Annotated in this window: 13 protein-coding genes and 1 tRNA gene; 5 read left to right on the top strand and 9 right to left on the bottom strand. The window is 71.0% G+C overall.

All coding sequences use genetic code 11. The features are described from left to right. Positions 1 to 2: 2 nt before the first annotated feature. From GL325_RS13195 to GL325_RS13220, 6 genes are all read right to left on the bottom strand, one after another. Positions 3 to 1,259 (bottom strand): DUF1501 domain-containing protein, encoded by a 1,257-nt coding sequence (locus GL325_RS13195; RefSeq protein ID WP_187769853.1) that lies wholly within the window; start codon positions 1,257 to 1,259, stop codon positions 3 to 5. Further along, positions 1,256 to 2,716 carry a DUF1800 domain-containing protein gene (locus tag GL325_RS13200; RefSeq protein ID WP_187769854.1) on the bottom strand — a complete coding sequence of 487 codons (1,461 nt, stop codon included), beginning with the start codon at positions 2,714 to 2,716 and terminating at the stop codon, positions 1,256 to 1,258. Before GL325_RS13200 ends, GL325_RS13195 begins: the two co-directional genes overlap by 4 nt. Further along, entirely contained in the window at positions 2,716 to 3,672 is a 957-nt protein-coding gene (locus GL325_RS13205) for a hypothetical protein (protein ID WP_187769855.1), read from the bottom strand. Before GL325_RS13205 ends, GL325_RS13200 begins: the two co-directional genes overlap by 1 nt. 99 nt (positions 3,673 to 3,771) lie before the next feature. Then, the gene (locus GL325_RS13210; protein ID WP_154595946.1) at positions 3,772 to 4,623 is read right to left on the bottom strand and encodes a DivIVA domain-containing protein; all 852 of its coding nucleotides are present in this window, start codon (positions 4,621 to 4,623) and stop codon (positions 3,772 to 3,774) included. A 64-nt stretch (positions 4,624 to 4,687) separates the two neighbouring features. Continuing rightward, positions 4,688 to 5,548, bottom strand: coding sequence for a DivIVA domain-containing protein (locus GL325_RS13215; protein ID WP_154595945.1), 861 nt, complete (start codon positions 5,546 to 5,548; stop codon positions 4,688 to 4,690). Then, on the bottom strand, positions 5,545 to 6,966 hold the full coding sequence (locus tag GL325_RS13220) for a hypothetical protein (RefSeq protein WP_154595944.1): 1,422 nt from the start codon (positions 6,964 to 6,966) through the stop codon (positions 5,545 to 5,547). The genes GL325_RS13215 and GL325_RS13220 overlap by 4 nt, the downstream gene beginning before the upstream one ends. Positions 6,967 to 7,137: 171 nt before the next feature. Between GL325_RS13220 and GL325_RS13225 the strand changes: the two genes are divergently transcribed. The 3 genes from GL325_RS13225 (at position 7,138) to GL325_RS13235 (ending at position 9,416) form a co-directional block, all read left to right on the top strand. Beyond that, positions 7,138 to 7,692: a hypothetical protein gene (locus GL325_RS13225; protein ID WP_187769856.1), complete on the top strand. Its 555-nt coding sequence runs from the start codon at positions 7,138 to 7,140 to the stop codon at positions 7,690 to 7,692. Between the two features lie 128 nt (positions 7,693 to 7,820). Beyond that, positions 7,821 to 8,852, top strand: a complete 1,032-nt coding sequence (locus GL325_RS13230; RefSeq protein ID WP_187411697.1) for an NADP-dependent oxidoreductase — start codon at positions 7,821 to 7,823, stop codon at positions 8,850 to 8,852. 75 nt (positions 8,853 to 8,927) lie between these two features. Continuing rightward, entirely contained in the window at positions 8,928 to 9,416 is a 489-nt protein-coding gene (locus tag GL325_RS13235; RefSeq protein ID WP_154595941.1) for an N-acetyltransferase, read from the top strand. A 110-nt stretch (positions 9,417 to 9,526) separates the two neighbouring features. Here the strand turns inward: GL325_RS13235 and GL325_RS13240 are convergent. The 3 genes from GL325_RS13240 to glnT form a co-directional block, all read right to left on the bottom strand. After that, positions 9,527 to 9,599, bottom strand: a tRNA-Lys gene (locus tag GL325_RS13240). Positions 9,600 to 9,648: 49 nt separating this feature from the next. Continuing rightward, positions 9,649 to 10,653: an alpha/beta fold hydrolase gene (locus GL325_RS13245; protein WP_187769857.1), complete on the bottom strand. Its 1,005-nt coding sequence runs from the start codon at positions 10,651 to 10,653 to the stop codon at positions 9,649 to 9,651. Between the two features lie 2 nt (positions 10,654 to 10,655). Next, complete coding sequence (gene glnT / locus GL325_RS13250; RefSeq protein ID WP_187769858.1) at positions 10,656 to 12,035, bottom strand: type III glutamate--ammonia ligase; 1,380 nt, start codon at positions 12,033 to 12,035, stop codon at positions 10,656 to 10,658. Positions 12,036 to 12,156: 121 nt separating this feature from the next. On the opposite strand from glnT, the gene GL325_RS13255 reads away from it, so the two are divergent. Both GL325_RS13255 and GL325_RS13260 read left to right on the top strand, forming a co-directional pair. Then, positions 12,157 to 12,864: a TetR/AcrR family transcriptional regulator gene (locus GL325_RS13255; RefSeq protein WP_187769859.1), complete on the top strand. Its 708-nt coding sequence runs from the start codon at positions 12,157 to 12,159 to the stop codon at positions 12,862 to 12,864. Between the two features lie 119 nt (positions 12,865 to 12,983). After that, a complete protein-coding gene (locus GL325_RS13260) occupies positions 12,984 to 14,291 on the top strand; it encodes an ammonium transporter (RefSeq protein WP_187769860.1) in 1,308 nt (435 codons plus the stop codon). The last annotated feature ends 21 nt before the right edge of the window (positions 14,292 to 14,312 follow it).

The raw sequence follows: 14,312 nt of genomic DNA on the forward strand, positions 1-14,312 counted from the left end.
GATCAGTAGGGCGACATGAAGCCCAGCGACGTGTGCGTCAGGCCCGGGAACACGGTGCCGACACCCACCTCGGGGAAGCGCGTCCGCAGGATCTCGGCCAACACGCTGCGGTAGTCGGTGGTCACCGCCAGGTCTCCGTCGACCTGCTTGCCGGTCGAGAGCGTCGGCCAGTTCGCGTAGTACCCGCCCTTGACGCCCGCGCCGAAGGCGAAGACGGCGTTGCCGTAGCCGTGGTCGAGTCCGGCGGCGCCGTTCTGGCCCAGCCGGCGGCCGAACTCGCTGAGCGTCACGATCGTCACCCGCGACGCATGGGTGCCCAGATCGGTCAGGAACGCCGCGATGCACTTCGACATCTGCTCGATCTGGTTGCTGATCCGCCACGTGATGTCGACGTGGTGGTCCCAGCCGCCGAAGTCGACCGCGATGGCACGCACGCCGACCCCGGCCCTGATCAGGGCCGCCGAGCTGGCCAGGGCCTTGCCGAGCTCGTTGTGCTGCGGATAGACGGCCCCGTGCTGCGGACCCTTCTTCTCCTCGGCCGCGATCATGCCGGCGCGCTTGTCGAGGGCCAGCGCCTCCTGGCCCGCGCGGCCGATCACGGTGCCGGCGTCGCGGTACATCGTCGAGAGCATCGACCGCAGCCGAGGGCCGAGATCCTGGTGGTCGGCCCACGGAGCCGACAGCGAGGTGAAGTCCGACGTCGCGAAGGATGGCTCGGGTCCGATCAGCGACGTGGGCATGACGGTCGACCCGACCTGGATGCCGTCGAACACGTCGTTGGAGGTGAAGCAGCCGATGACGCGGTTGAGCCAGCCGATGCGCTCGGACGATCCGGGATCGGCGTCCTCGACCAGCTCCATCGCCTCGAAGTGCGAGCGGTTCGGCGTGGGCAGCCCGACGGCGTGGATGGCCGCCATCTTCCCGCTGTTCCACAGTCCCTCGAGGGGCTTGAACGACGGGTGCAGCCCGAAGGTGGCGTCGGCGCCCATCAGCTGGGCCTTCTTCACGGCGATGTTCGGTCGGGCCGCGTAGTAGGCCGGCTCGGCGTGGGGGACCATCATCGACATGCCGTCCGCGCCGCCGCGCAGCGACAGCACGATGAGGATGTTGCCGTTCGTGGCGCCGTACGCGGTCGAGGCCAGCACGTCGCCGAACATCGAGGTCGTGACCCCCGCCATGGCGAGCAGGCCGGCCGACTTCAGCAGATTGCGCCGGCTCACCCCGTAGTCGGCACAGGACGCGTCGTGTCCGTCGTTCATCGCAGCATCGCCTCCGGGGCGCTCAGGATCGCGGTGCGGACGAGGGTCAGCATCCAGGTCATGTGACCCTCGTTCCGCTCCCACTCGGCCTTGAAGACGTGCGACGGGGCCTTGCCCATCAGCGTCGCGACCCCGTCGACCGTCTCGGCGGTGGCTCGGCGGCCGGTCATCATGACCGCCTGGTGGTGCACGAGATCCTTCAGCGCGATCGGCCACACGGGCGGGACGAGATCGCGTGGCAGGGGGCGGGTCCCCTTCTTCACGGCGCCGTTGGTGTTCGCCATCCAGGAGCGCGCCGTCCATGCGCGCAGCAGCCGCGCGGGGGACAGGTACGTGTCGGACTGCTCGGGGGAGCCGTCGGGTCGCGGCCACTGGAACGGCGCCTGGCCGATCCAGCTGCACAGCCAGCTGAACGAATCCACATGGCTGTCGGGGCCTGCGCCCGTCGGCACGATGTCACAGGCGCGCTGGGTGGCCAGCACGTCCTCGGCGGGGGTGCGCGCCTTCTGGAACTTCGAGGCCAGGAATCCCGGGTCCCGCACGAGGGTGCGCAGGCACGCCGCGATGTCGCTGCCCGAGGACAGATACGTGGCGGCCACCGCGTCGACCGAGCTCTGCGGCGGCTCGTCGCGGATGAACCGCACGCACAGGCGCCGAGCGATCCGCGCCGCCGTCGCGGGCCGCATCGCGAGCCAGTCGAGGTAGGCGTTCAGTTCGGCACGGCCGTCGGCGGAGCCGTTCGTGAACGTCCTGCCCATCACGGTCACCGGGCCGACGTGGTGCCTGGCCGGGTCGTACCCGGCGGCGAAGTCCTGGTTCACGCCGACGGTGAACCCGGTCAACAACCGGGCCGAGCTCTTGACGTCGTCCTCGGTGTACCCCGCCGTCCGTCCGACGGTGTAGAGCTCGAGCAGCTCACGACCGAGGTTCTCGTTGATCTGTGTCCTGGTGTTGCGGTGGTTCGACAGGTAACCCGACATCGCCGGATGGGTCACCGCGGCACGCAGCAGTTCGCGGTAGGTCCCGAGGGCGTGCGGCCGGATGGCGTGGCTGTCGTAGTGCAGCCGCCACGGGAAGCTCGATCCCTCGCCGACCGGGATGTGCAGCAGGTTCGACCAGAAGTCGACCATCATCTCGTGCACCTGGTTCGTGGCGACCACACGCCGGGCCAGGGAGTACTTCACCAGGTCGTCGCCGTACTGCCACCCGCCGTACCGTTCGGCCTTGTTGTTCTCCCAGGCCGTGGCGGGGGAGTCCTTGAGCCGGGGGAACCAGTCCAGGACCGCGGCGGCCGCGGGGTCGGGGCCCGGCTTCACCTGGGCCGCGAACCAGGCGTCGACGCTGGTGTACCGCAGGACGTCGGCCTCGAGGCGCAGGTTGTACCCGTAGGTGAAGCGCCGGACGAGGTGTTGCGCCGCCTCGGACAGACGCGGCTGCGTCCCGGGCAGGGCGGGCATCAGCAGGCCCCCGACTTCGTCGTGGCGGAGGCGTCCGAGGAGACGAGCACCGTCAGGTACCGCGTGCCGCCTGCTGCGAACACCGCGACGCCGTACTCGAAGCCGGGCGCCCGGTGGCACGCGGACAGCAGGCGGCCGGTCTCGCCGTAGGGCGAGGCGAGCCACGTGTCGACGGCGAGGTCGACGGCCGCCGCCGTGGTGCCGGCGACGCCGATCGCGTGCGTGACGGCCTGGACGGTCCGGCCGGGGCAGGAGGCGGCGGGCAGGGGGCGTCCGGCCGCGCGGTGCGCCGCGGCGCCGGGGTCGACGGCGCGTTTCGTCGTGGCCATCCACCGCGCGTGGTCGCGGGCATACGTCGTCAGGCACGCTTCGGCGCCGAGATCACGGGCGCCCTGCACGTCGGCACGGGCGTACGTCGCGCGGGCCGCGCGGACGTCCCCGAGCAGGGCCTTCTCGTCCGCCGTGAGCACCGCCGGCCGCGAGGGCACGGTGCGCGGAACCTCGCGGACGGTCACCTTGACGGTCGTCGACTTCGCGGCGGCGTGGGTGTGCTTCCTGCCACCGGTCTTGTGCCGGATCCGGGGCGCCTGGGCCCGGTACGAGAACGTGCCGACGGTCGGCTTGAGCCGGATCGTCGTGGTGGCCCGGACGGTGCGCTTGGTGACGGTGCGCCACGCCTTGCGGGCGGGGTCCCACCGCTGCAGGCGCACCGCTCGGGGGTGCTTCGTGGAGGTGCGGAGCCGGAAGGACACGGTGGCACCGCGGGTGATCGTCTTCGGGGTGGCCGCCAGCCGCAGGGCGGGCTTCTTCGCCGCCGCGGGTCGCGCCAGCGAGGTGCGCTCGGCAGGTGCGGGGGAGTCGGAGCGCTCCTGCGCCACGACGACGGTCCCGCCGATCAGCACGGTCACGACGAGTCCCACCGCCAGGGTGGGGCCGATGTGACGAATGTGACCCATGGTCGAAATGATGACTCAGAGAGTGCCGAAAGGACAGCACAATCCGCAGATGCGAACGGCCCGCCCCCGAAGGGTGCGGGCCGCCGGATGTCGCGGGGGTCAGGACTGGTCGTTCGTGACCTCGAACAGCGAGCCCTGGGGCTCCTGCACGTCGTCGCCGGTGAGGTGCGCCAGAGCGCGGCGGACGTTGGCGAGCTGGGCGTTGATGCTCTCGCTGCGTCGCTCGATCTCGGCGACCTCCCGCTCGGCCTCCAGTCGGATCCGCTCGGCCTCCTGCTGTGCCTCGGCGACGATCGCGGTGGCCTGACGGTGCGCCTCGTCGGCCCGCTCGCGATCGAGGCGCTCGGCCTCGGTGCGCTCGGCCTCGGCCTTCGCCCGCCAGCCGGCCATCTCCTGCTCGTGCTCGGCCAGGACGCGCTGCTGCTCGGCGGTGATCCGGTCGAGCTCGGTCTGGGCGGCGCCCGTCACGGCGGCGGCCTTCTCGGCGGCCTCGCTCACGATGCGGGCGGCCTCCTGGTCGGCGGCGTCGCGCGTGGTCCGGGCGTACTCGTCGGCCTCGGTGCGGGTCGTGAGTGCATACGCGTCGGCCTCGTCGCGGGTCGCCTGGGCGTAGTCGTCGGCCTCGGTGCGCGTCGCGACGGCGTAGGCGTCGGCCTCCTTGCGGAGCTTGCGGACCGCGTCGGCGGCGTCGGTGCGCTGGCGCTCGATCTCCTTGGCCGTCCTCTTGCGCAGCTCCGCCGACTCCTCCTCGGCGAGCGTGAGGATCTGGCCGACCCGATCCCCGAGGTGGGCGAAGTTCGGCTCGGTGACGGCGGCGAGCTTGTTCTCGACCTCGGTGATCTGGTTGCGCAGACCCTTCGCGTGCTCCTTCAAGGTGGCGATGTGGGCGTCGACCTCGGCGGGGTCGTAGCCACGGAGAACGGTCTTGAAGGAGGAAGTCGAGGAGCTCATGGTGTGACCATTGTTTCAGAGTGGACAAGGCCCGTGCACGGTGCGCCAGCCTCGCTCCAGCGTGTCACGAAGAGCGGGGTGATGTCTCCTCCGAGCGTGCCGGCGAGCCCGTCAGACTGCTCAACATCTGGCGCAGATTGGCCAGCTGGTCGTTGATGCTGTCGCGGCGCTGCATGGCGGCCGCCACCTCGCGCTCGGACTCGGCGCGGATGCGGTCGGCCGTCGACTTCGCGTCGTTGACCATCGTGGTGGCGCGGGCCTGGGCGTCCTCCAGGACCCGACGAGCCTCGCGTTCGGCGTCCGCCCGCTCGGCCACGGCCGCGGACTGCTGCTCGGTGACGCGGCGCTCGAGCTCCTCGAGCTTGGCCCGGTGCTCGATCTCGGCCTCCTGGAAGGAGTGCTCGGCGGCCTCGCGGCGCTGTGCCATCGCGATCTCGAAGTCGGCGTTGGCGGCGGCCGCCTTGGCGCGCTGCTGCTCGACCAGGACCTCGGCCTCCTGGCGCATGGTGGCGACCTCGCGCTCGGTCGCGTCGATCAGGTCGGCCGCGGTGGCACGGGCCTCCTGCAGCGCTCGTGCCGCATCAGCCTCGGCGTCGGACCGGGTGGCCTCGGCGTGCACCTCGGCCTCCTCGCGCAGGCGTCGGAGCTCGTGCTGGGTCGACGTGCGGGCGGCCTCGAGCTCGGCCTCGGCCGACGCGCGCAGCTCGGCGGCCTCGTCGCGTGCCAGGGAGAGGATCTGGATCATGCGCTCGCCCAGGTGCTCGAAGGAGGCGGGCTGGTCCGCGATCTCGGCGGCGGCCGGCGCGCTGTCGTTCTCGCGGCGCAACTGCTCGATCTGGTCCTCCAACTCGCTCAGGCGGCTCTGGACCTGGGCGGGATCGAAGCCCCGCAGGACGATGCGGAAGTCGGCGTGGGTCTCGGTCATGTGAAGGGGTTCTCCTCGTTGCGGTGGCGGTCGATGTCGCCGGCCGAGAGCACGGTGATCACGTCGGAAAGTCGGTTCAGCTCGTCGGCGGCCCGGTCGCGGGCGACCAGGACGTCGTCGGCCTCGGCGCGCGCCCGCTCGAGCACGTCGCGGGCCTCCTGCTTCAGCTGGGCCGCGCGCTCGCGCGCCTCGTCGAGCAGTCGCGTGGCCTCGTCACGGCGCTCCTTGCTCTCGCGGAGGGCGTGACGCTGGGCGGAGAGGACCTCGTCGCTGACCCGCTCGCGCAGCAGGCGGGCGCCCGACTCGGCCTCGGCGAGCCGCCGGGTGGCCCGCTCGTGGGTGGCGTCGGCCATCGCCTGCGCCTGGGCGCGGACCCGGGTGGCGTCCTGACCGGCCTCGACCAGGATGCGCTCGGCACGCTCCTGGGCGTCGGACAGCACGTCGTCGGCCGCGCCGGCCAGGTCGGCGGCGGCCGCCTCGGCCGCCGCGAGCTGGGCGGACAGCCGGGTGCGGGCCCGCCCGATGATCTCGACGACCGAGACCCGCGTGCGGTGCAGCAGGGCGGCGGCCTCGCGATGGCCCTGCTGGCGCATCCGCTCGGTCTCGAGCTGTCCGTTGCTCAACAGCAGGTCGATCGTGGCGCGGGTCTCGTCGAGCTCGCCCCGTGCGGCCGCGATCGTCCGTTCGGACTCGGCCTTGGCGTCGGCCACCCGTGAGGCGGCCTCCTCGCGGGCACGCGCGAGCAGTTGCTCGGACTCGGCGCGCGCTCGGTCGGCCTCGTCGATCGCGGACTCCACGACCATCTCGGCATTGCGCTCGGCGGCCCGGGTGATCTCGAGGGTGTGCTGCTCGGCCTCGAGCACGATCCGCTCGACGTACTCCTCGGATTCCGCGGTCCGTCGCTCGGCGTCGCCCTCGGCCGTCGCGACGAGCTCGACGGCGCGTCGCTCGGCCCGATGGGTGACCTCGTCGGCCTTCTCGCGGGCCTCGGCCAACAGCCGGCCGGCCTCGACGGCGGACTCGGTGAGGATGGCGTCGGCGCGCTCGCGAGCGTCCGTCAGCAGAGCGAGTGCCTCCTGCTCGGAGGTCTCGCGCCGCTGCTCGGCGTCGCGGACCAGGATCGTGGCCTGCTCGCTGGCATCGGCGACGATCGTGGCGGCGTCCTCGGACGCGCGATCGAGCTGCTCGGTGACCGTGGAGAGCTGGGCCGAGGCGGTGTCGCGCACGTGGCGGGCGTCGTCGTACAGCAGTCGCGCCTCGGCCTGCAGTCGGCGCGCCTCGGTGGTCATCCGCTCGGCCTCGGCGGCGGCCGCGGCCTCCAGTTCGGCCGCCACCTGCTGGGCGTGCCGCAACAGGCCGGCGACACCGCGGGCCTGCTCGGTGGCGGGACCGGTCCCGGTGGTGTGCTCTGCCGACATGATGCGTCAGTCTCGCACGCGCCGGGGCCACTGATCGAGGGCTGAGACGGCCTTTTTCGCCCGGTGAGACAGGGTCTTCGTCACAGCCGGCGTCAGGACCCCGCTCCGCTCGACGGGCGAGGGCGTCCGCGCCGTTCTACGGTGGGGCCCGTGATGCGCAAAGTGGTTCCTGTGATTCTGATGGCAGCTCTCGCGGCGGGATGTGGCGGCGGTGACGGTGACGATTCGTCCTCGTCCAAGCCCGACTCGAGCTCCAGTGAGTCGCCCGCGATCACGACGGGCCAGGAGGTCAGCGGCACCGGGTACACCTTCCGCGCACCCGAGGGTTGGGGCGACCCGCCCCAGGAGGTGCCGGGCATGCAGCTCGACAGTCTCGTGGTGGACCTCGGGGACGACGACGGGTTCAACGACAACCTCAACGTCCTGCTCTCGCCGGCAGGGCCCATGAAGGCGTCGCAGGCCGAGACCGCCGGCAAGAACGAGCTGACCGGCATCGGGGCGTCGGACGTGAAGGTGCACGACCGGACGGAGGTCGCGGGTCGCGAGACCGCCCACCTCTCGGCGGGCATGTCGTTGAACGACGCCGTCTACGAGATCGACCAGTACTACATCGCCGGCGAGGACCAGACGTACGTGGCGACCTTCTCGTTCAGCAAGACCGCCAGCGCCGACCAGCGACAGGCCGCCATCGACCACGTGCTGAACAGCTGGTCCTGGGCCGACTGAGGCCTGGGCCAGGGTGGGTCCCCGCCCGGCCGAGCGGACCGGCCGGGACGGGTCCCTACGATGGCTGGAGCCGGGCCGGCCGAGACGACGCAGGCCCGGACCACCGCCGCGAAGCGGCCACCCCGACCGTGAGGACGAGCATGACCACCACGACCCGCGAGATCCATCTGGCCCAGCGTCCCTCCGGCCTGCCGGGACCGGAGACCTACCGGTTCGTCGAGCGCGAGCTGCGTGAGCTGCGCGAGGGCGACGTGCTGGTCGAGAACATCGTCCTCACGGTCGACCCGTACATGCGGCCGCGGATGAACGACGTGAAGTCGTACGTCCCGCCGTTCAAGCTCGACCACGCGCTCGACGGCGGCGCCGTGGGCGTGGTCGTCGAGTCGCGGTCGGAGGCGCTGCCCGTGGGCACCGTCGTGAGCCACGGCCTGGGTTGGCGCGAGCACGCCGTCCTCGCGGACAAGTACGCCAAGAGGATCGAGTTGAACGGCCTGCCGTCCTCGTACTTCCTGGGCGTGCTCGGCATGCCGGGCATGACCGCCTACGCGGGCCTGTTCGACGTCGCGGCCTTCCAGCCCGGCGACTCCGTCTTCGTGTCGGCCGCAGCCGGCGCCGTGGGCAGCCTCGTGGGCCAGTTCGCCCGCCTCGGCGGCGCCGACCGCGTGGTCGGCAGCGCCGGCTCGGCCGAGAAGGTCGCCCTGCTGGTGGACGAGCTGAAGTTCGACGCCGCGATCAACTACCGCGACGGTGACGTGATGGGCCAGGTCGGTGCCGCGTTCCCCGACGGCTTCGACGTGTACTTCGACAACGTGGGCGGCGACCACCTGGAGGCGGCGCTGGAGCACATCAACGAGCGCGGCCGGATGGCGCTGTGCGGCTCGATCTCGGGATACAACGACCCGAACGCCAGCGGCCCGCGCAACATGTTCAAGGCCGTCGGCAAGCGCCTGACCATGCGCGGCTTCATCGTCAGCGACCACGAGCACCTGCGCCCCGAGTTCGAGCAGAAGGTGGGCCAGTGGCTCCGCGACGGCGACCTCGCCTACCGCGAGACCACGTGGAACGGCTTGGACGCCATGCCCGAGGCCTTCGCCGGCCTGCTCACCGGCGCCAACACCGGCAAGGCGATCGTGCGCCTGCGCGAGGATCCGGCGTCCTGACCTGCGCCAAGGACAGGCTCAGCGCATTCGCCGGTACCGGGAAATCGTCGCGAACCTCGAAGGAAACCCCAGCCCATGATTCAGATCGTTGCCTACGACCCGAAATATCGGGATGCGCTTTTGGAACTGTCGATCCGGGCATGGGAGCCCGTGTTCCCCATGCTCAAGAACGAAGTGTCGCCGTTCGTCTACCGGGCGTTCTACGTGAACGGGTGGCGCGAGCGGCAACGCACGGACCTCGCCGAGGTTTTGGACAATGAACCGGAGGGCATCGATGTGGCACTGGACGGCGACCGACCCGTGGGGTGGGTCAGCACACGCCTGCACCCGGAGGACAGCATGGGTGAGGTCTATGTCATCGTCGTCGATCCCGACTCCCAACGCCAGGGAGTCGCCCGCACGCTCATGGAGTGTTCTTTCGCTCGAGCACAGCAGGCCGGAATGACCATGGTGATGGTCGAAACCGGCGGCGACAGCGGCCACGCCCCGGCCCGCGCCGCATACGAGTCCATCGGCTTCGAGCGGTGGCCGGTCGCACGGTACTTCAAAGACCTCAGCGACTGAGCTCCAACCCAGACTCGACACCACCGACGACCCAGCGCAGACGGCGACGGACGCGAGGACCCTCGTGCAGGGCGACTCTTCGCATGCCTGTTTCCGTGAGACTGCTTGGGTGGGCCCCGTGGGACTCGAACCCACAACCCGCGGATTAAAAGTCCGCTGCTCTGCCAATTGAGCTAGAGGCCCCGCGCCGAGGCGCAGGGACCAGTCTGCCAGTCGCGACGGCGGTGCGGACTCACCCGTCGCCGAGCAGGTCCCGGACGGCCCGGGCGATGAACGCGGTCTCGGCCGCGCGCACGCCCGGACGTCCGGCGACGTGACCGAGGTCGGACGCCAGCGGCCGCAACTCGGCCCCCGGGACGAGGCTCGCCTCGACGGCGGAGTCCGCGACCGTGAAGTACAGGTCCGTCGTGGAGGGCATGACGATCGTGCGCGCCGACACCGCCGCCAGGGCGCTCTCGTATCCGCCTCGGTCTCGGCCGACGTCCCCGGACTGCCAGGTGTCCATCATGGCCAGCAGGTCGTTCGCGTCGCGGGCCGCGTGGTCCTGCGCCCAGTCCTCCAGCACGTGCTCGACGTCGGCGTAGCCCAGGTCGCGGAACGCGCCGTCGTGGAAGAAGTCGCGCGAGTACGCCCAGCCGGCGTAGCCGCGGCCGAACGCGCGCAGTCCCGCCACCGGCGGCTCGGCGTATTGACCGTCCGCGAAGGCCGGGTCCGCCCGCAGGGCCGCGCGGACGCCCTCGAGGAAGACGTGGTTGTGCGGAGAGCACCGCGCCGCGCCGCAGATCGGCAGCAGTGCGTCGACCCGGTCGGGCCGGCTCGCCGCCCACTCGTACGCCTGCATCGCGCCCATCGACCAGCCCATGACGAGGCGCAGGCGGTCGATGCCGAGATGCTCCAGCAGCAGCGCCTGGGCGTCGACCTGGTCGGCGACCGTGACGGTGGGGAAGCGCGGACCCGCCCAGGGCTCCGGCGCGTTCGACGGCGAGGTCGAGACGCCGTTGCCGAGCATGTTCACGACCACGACGAACCAGCGGTCGGTGTCGAGGAACCCGCCCGGGCCGATCCACGGCAGATAGCTGTCGTGGGTGCCCGTGTAATAGCTCGGCACGAGCACGACGTTGTCCCGGTCGGGCGCGAGCGTCCCGTGCGTGACGTACGCGAGCTCGGCCCGCAGGCTCGCGCCGGACTCCAGGGGAAGGGAGTCCAGCGCGAGCCGCTGCAGTGCGGAGACGGTCATCCTCAGAAGAACCGCAGGTAGCGGTCGGTCTCCCAGGAGGAGACGTGCGACTGGTAGGACTCCCACTCGGCACGCTTGAGGTCGATGAAGGAGTTGTAGAGCGCCTCGCCGAAGACCTCGCGCGACAGCGAGTCGGCCTGGAACTCGTCGATCGCCTCCGAGAGGTTGCGCGGCAGCATGTCGATGCCCAGCTCGGCGATCTGCGCGTCCGAGTACTCGTACATGTTCTCGCGGTGCGGTGCGCCCGGGTCGATCTGCTCGCGCACGCCCTCGAGGCCGGCGGCCAGGATCATCGCCGCACCGAGGTACGGGTTGCAGCTGATGTCCGCGGCCCGGCACTCGACGCGTCCGCCGGCGAGCGGGACGCGCAGCATGTTGGTGCGGTTGTTGTCGCCGTAGCTGACGAAGACCGGTGCCCAGGTCGAGCCGGACGTCGAGCCCTTGCGGACCAGCCGCTTGTAGCTGTTGACCGTCGGTGCGATGACCGCGCTGATCGCCTTCGCGTGGCGCAGGATGCCGCCGATGAAGTGATAGGCGATCTCCGAGACGCCGACCCCCTTGGTGTCGTCGCCCTGCTCGAAGAGGTTCGCGCCGGTGGCGAGGTCGGCGAGCGACATGTTGAAGTGCGCACCCGAGCCCGTGCGGTCGGCGAACGGCTTGGCCATGAAGGAGGCGAAGTGGCCGTGCTTGCGGGCGATCTCGCCGGCCATCAGGCGGAAGAACGTCACGCGGTCGGCCATGGTGAGGGCATCGGAGTACGTGAAGTCGATCTCGAACTGGCCGCGCGCGTCCTCGTGGTCGAACGAGTAGACGTCCCACCCCAGCTCGTCCATCGCCTCGACCAGCTCGGTCAGCCACGCGAAGTTGTCCAGTGTCGTGCTCAGGTCGTAACAGGGCTTCTCGGCGGTGTCGCGGTCCGAGACCTCCTCGATGCCGTCGGGACCGTCCTTGAGGATGAAGAACTCGGTCTCGATGCCGAGGTTGAAGCCCAGGCCCAGCTCGGCGGCCGCGTCGAGCTGGCGCTGCAGGATGTGGCGGGCGCCGGCCTCGTACGGCTGGCCCTCGGTGAAGAGGGTGGAGGGGTAGTAGACGACCTCGGGCTTCCACGGCAGGCGGAAGCCGCGGGCGAGGTCGGGGTGGGCCGAGACCTCCTCGTCGCTGATCTCCTGGGGGACGCCGTCGAGCGCCGCGCCGGTGAAGAGCTCGGAGCCGCCGGCCATCTGCGGCAGGTGCCCGATCGGGACGACCTTGCCCTTGAGGCGGCCGTGGACGTCGGTGAAGCCGGCCATCGCGTACCGGACGCCGGAGGCGGCGAGCTCGGCCTGGAGTGCGGTGACGTCGACGACCGGGGTGGTCGAGGGAGTCGTGTCGGTGGCGCTCATGGGGTGTCCTCCTGCGATATGGTTTCAATGACTTATCGAAAGAGTGCCGACCGGATATTTCGATAGGGCATTGAAACTGTTGCCGGGAGGTTAACTTCGCCGGCCTGAGCCGGGAGGCGACATGACCGAGAGCTCCGGAGCAGCGACGCGATCGGTCGGGCGTCCCCGCCGCACGGGCACGGCGGGCCAGGATCCGCGCCAGGAGATCCTCGATGCGGCGTCGCGGTTGTTCGTCGAGCGCGGCTACGCCGCCACCACGATGACCGAGGTCGCGCGCGCGGTCGGCCTGGGCCAGTCGTCGATGTACTACTGGTTCCGCTCCAAGGAGGACCTGCTCAAGGCGCTGGCCAGCGCCAACCGCGAGTCGCTCGAGGTGGCCGAGCGGCTGGCCGACAGTGAGGTGCCGGCCGCCGTGCACCTCTATGCCGTGCTGCATGCCGACGTCCGCCAGATGTGCGGCGGCACGCTCGACTTCTACGACCTCGAGCGCGTCGCCCGGGCCCAGCCCGAGACGTTCGCCGAGATCCTCGACGACTACGGCCGGCTGCGTGCCGCGATCGAGCAGATCATCGGGGCCGGCATCGCGTCGGGCGAGTTCGCGCCGATGGACCCGCGGCTCGCGACGGTGGCCTGCCTCGCCCAGACCGAGGGTGTCCAGCACCGCTTCCGCACGCCCACGCCCGACACGGCCGACCGGCCCTCCGCGCTGGGGGATCCGTCGGCCGCCGCGCGGCTCGCCGCGAGGACCGCGGTACGAGCCCTGCTGGCCGACCCGGCACAGCTGGCCGACGTGGAGCGCCGAGGGCTGGCGGAGCTCGTGGAGGATTAACGGGACGGAAACAGATTCGATGCGTCATTGAAAAGTGCGGCTCGCACTCTTTCAATGGCGCATCGAATTTCGTGTCGGTGCGTCAGCCCATCGCTCTGACCCACCGGAGGCGCACGCCCATGGACCCGACCAACGCCGCCAACACCGCTTGGCTCCTCACCGCGATCATCGCGGTGATCCTCATGCTGCCCGGACTCGTCCTCTTCTACGGCGGCATGGTCTCGCGCCGCACCACGACCAACATGATGATGATGGTCTTCGGGGCGTTCGCCCTGACCGCGTTCATCTGGGTGGCCTTCGGCTACTCCGCCGTCTTCGGGGACTCGGTGGGCGGCCTGGGTGTCATCGGCAACCCGTTCGAGCACGCCGGGCTCGGCTCGCTGCTGGTCGCGGAGGACGGACAGGCGCTCCCGCCGCTGGCACTGGCCACGATCCACCTGGGCTTCGCCGGCCTGACGATCGGCATCGTCGCCGGCGCCGCGGCCGACCGCATGAAGTTCGGCGCGTGGATGATCTTCGCCGCGATCTGGGTCGTGCTCTGCTACCTGCCGGTCGCGCACTGGACGTTCGCGTTCGACGGTGACGGGACGACCGGTGGCTGGCTGGCCAACGTGCTGGGCGCGGTCGACTACGCCGGCTCGACGCCGATCCACGTCAACTCCGGCATCGCCGCCCTGGCGCTGGCGATCGTGCTGGGGCGTCGTCGCACCTGGCCGGTCCAGCCCAAGGCGCACAACCTGCCGCTCGTGCTGGCCGGCGTCGGCCTGCTGCTGACCGGGTGGCTGGGCTTCGACGGCTCGGCGCTGGGCGCGGCCGACAACGACGCCGCTGTCGCGATCTTCAACACGCTCGCCGCCGCCTGCGCCGGAACGTGCGCCTGGCTCGTCGTCGAGAAGCTGCGTGACGGGCACGCCACGACGCTCGGGGCGTGCTCGGGCGCGATCGCGGCCCTGGTGGCCATCACTCCCTCGTGCGGCACGGTGTCGCCGGTCGGCGCGCTCGGCGTCGGCTGCGTGGCGGGCGTCGTCTGCTACTTCGCGGTCAGCCTCAAGCAGCGGTTCGGGTACGACGACGCACTGGACGTCGTCGCTCTCCACCTCGTGGGCGGCATCGTCGGGGCGCTGCTGATCGGCCTCATCGGGCACCCCGACTCGCCGATCGGCGAGGCCGGCCTGCTCTACGGCGGCAGCATCGACCTGCTGGGCAAGCAGGCCGTCGCCCTGCTGGCGACGTGCGCCTGGACGTTCGTCCTGACGCTCGCGATCGCCACAGCCCTGCAGCGCACGATCGGCATCCGGGTCACCGAGGAGGAGGAGCGCGAGGGCCTCGACCGGTCCCTGCACGCCGAGAACGCGTACGAGGACTTCGGCGAGATGGCGCACCAGCCGCGCGGCCACGCCGAGCAGCAGCACTACCTCGAGGTCTGATCCCCGAGCAGCACCCACGAG

Source organism: Aeromicrobium sp. 636, assembly GCF_024433585.1.
Classification (GTDB): Bacteria; Actinomycetota; Actinomycetes; order Propionibacteriales; family Nocardioidaceae; genus Aeromicrobium; species Aeromicrobium senzhongii.

Excerpts from the sequence above, each read along its gene's own strand:
- GL325_RS13195 (WP_187769853.1), bottom strand. The coding sequence starts at position 1,259 with ATGAACGACGGACACGACGCGTCCTGTGCCGACTACGGGGTGAGCCGG.
- GL325_RS13200 (WP_187769854.1), bottom strand. The coding sequence starts at position 2,716 with ATGCCCGCCCTGCCCGGGACGCAGCCGCGTCTGTCCGAGGCGGCGCAA.
- GL325_RS13205 (WP_187769855.1), bottom strand. The coding sequence starts at position 3,672 with ATGGGTCACATTCGTCACATCGGCCCCACCCTGGCGGTGGGACTCGTC.
- GL325_RS13210 (WP_154595946.1), bottom strand. The coding sequence starts at position 4,623 with ATGAGCTCCTCGACTTCCTCCTTCAAGACCGTTCTCCGTGGCTACGAC.
- GL325_RS13215 (WP_154595945.1), bottom strand. The coding sequence starts at position 5,548 with ATGACCGAGACCCACGCCGACTTCCGCATCGTCCTGCGGGGCTTCGAT.
- GL325_RS13220 (WP_154595944.1), bottom strand. The coding sequence starts at position 6,966 with ATGTCGGCAGAGCACACCACCGGGACCGGTCCCGCCACCGAGCAGGCC.
- GL325_RS13235 (WP_154595941.1), top strand. The coding sequence starts at position 8,928 with ATGATTCAGATCGTTGCCTACGACCCGAAATATCGGGATGCGCTTTTG.
- GL325_RS13245 (WP_187769857.1), bottom strand. The coding sequence starts at position 10,653 with ATGACCGTCTCCGCACTGCAGCGGCTCGCGCTGGACTCCCTTCCCCTG.
- glnT (WP_187769858.1), bottom strand. The coding sequence starts at position 12,035 with ATGAGCGCCACCGACACGACTCCCTCGACCACCCCGGTCGTCGACGTC.
- GL325_RS13255 (WP_187769859.1), top strand. The coding sequence starts at position 12,157 with ATGACCGAGAGCTCCGGAGCAGCGACGCGATCGGTCGGGCGTCCCCGC.
- GL325_RS13260 (WP_187769860.1), top strand. The coding sequence starts at position 12,984 with ATGGACCCGACCAACGCCGCCAACACCGCTTGGCTCCTCACCGCGATC.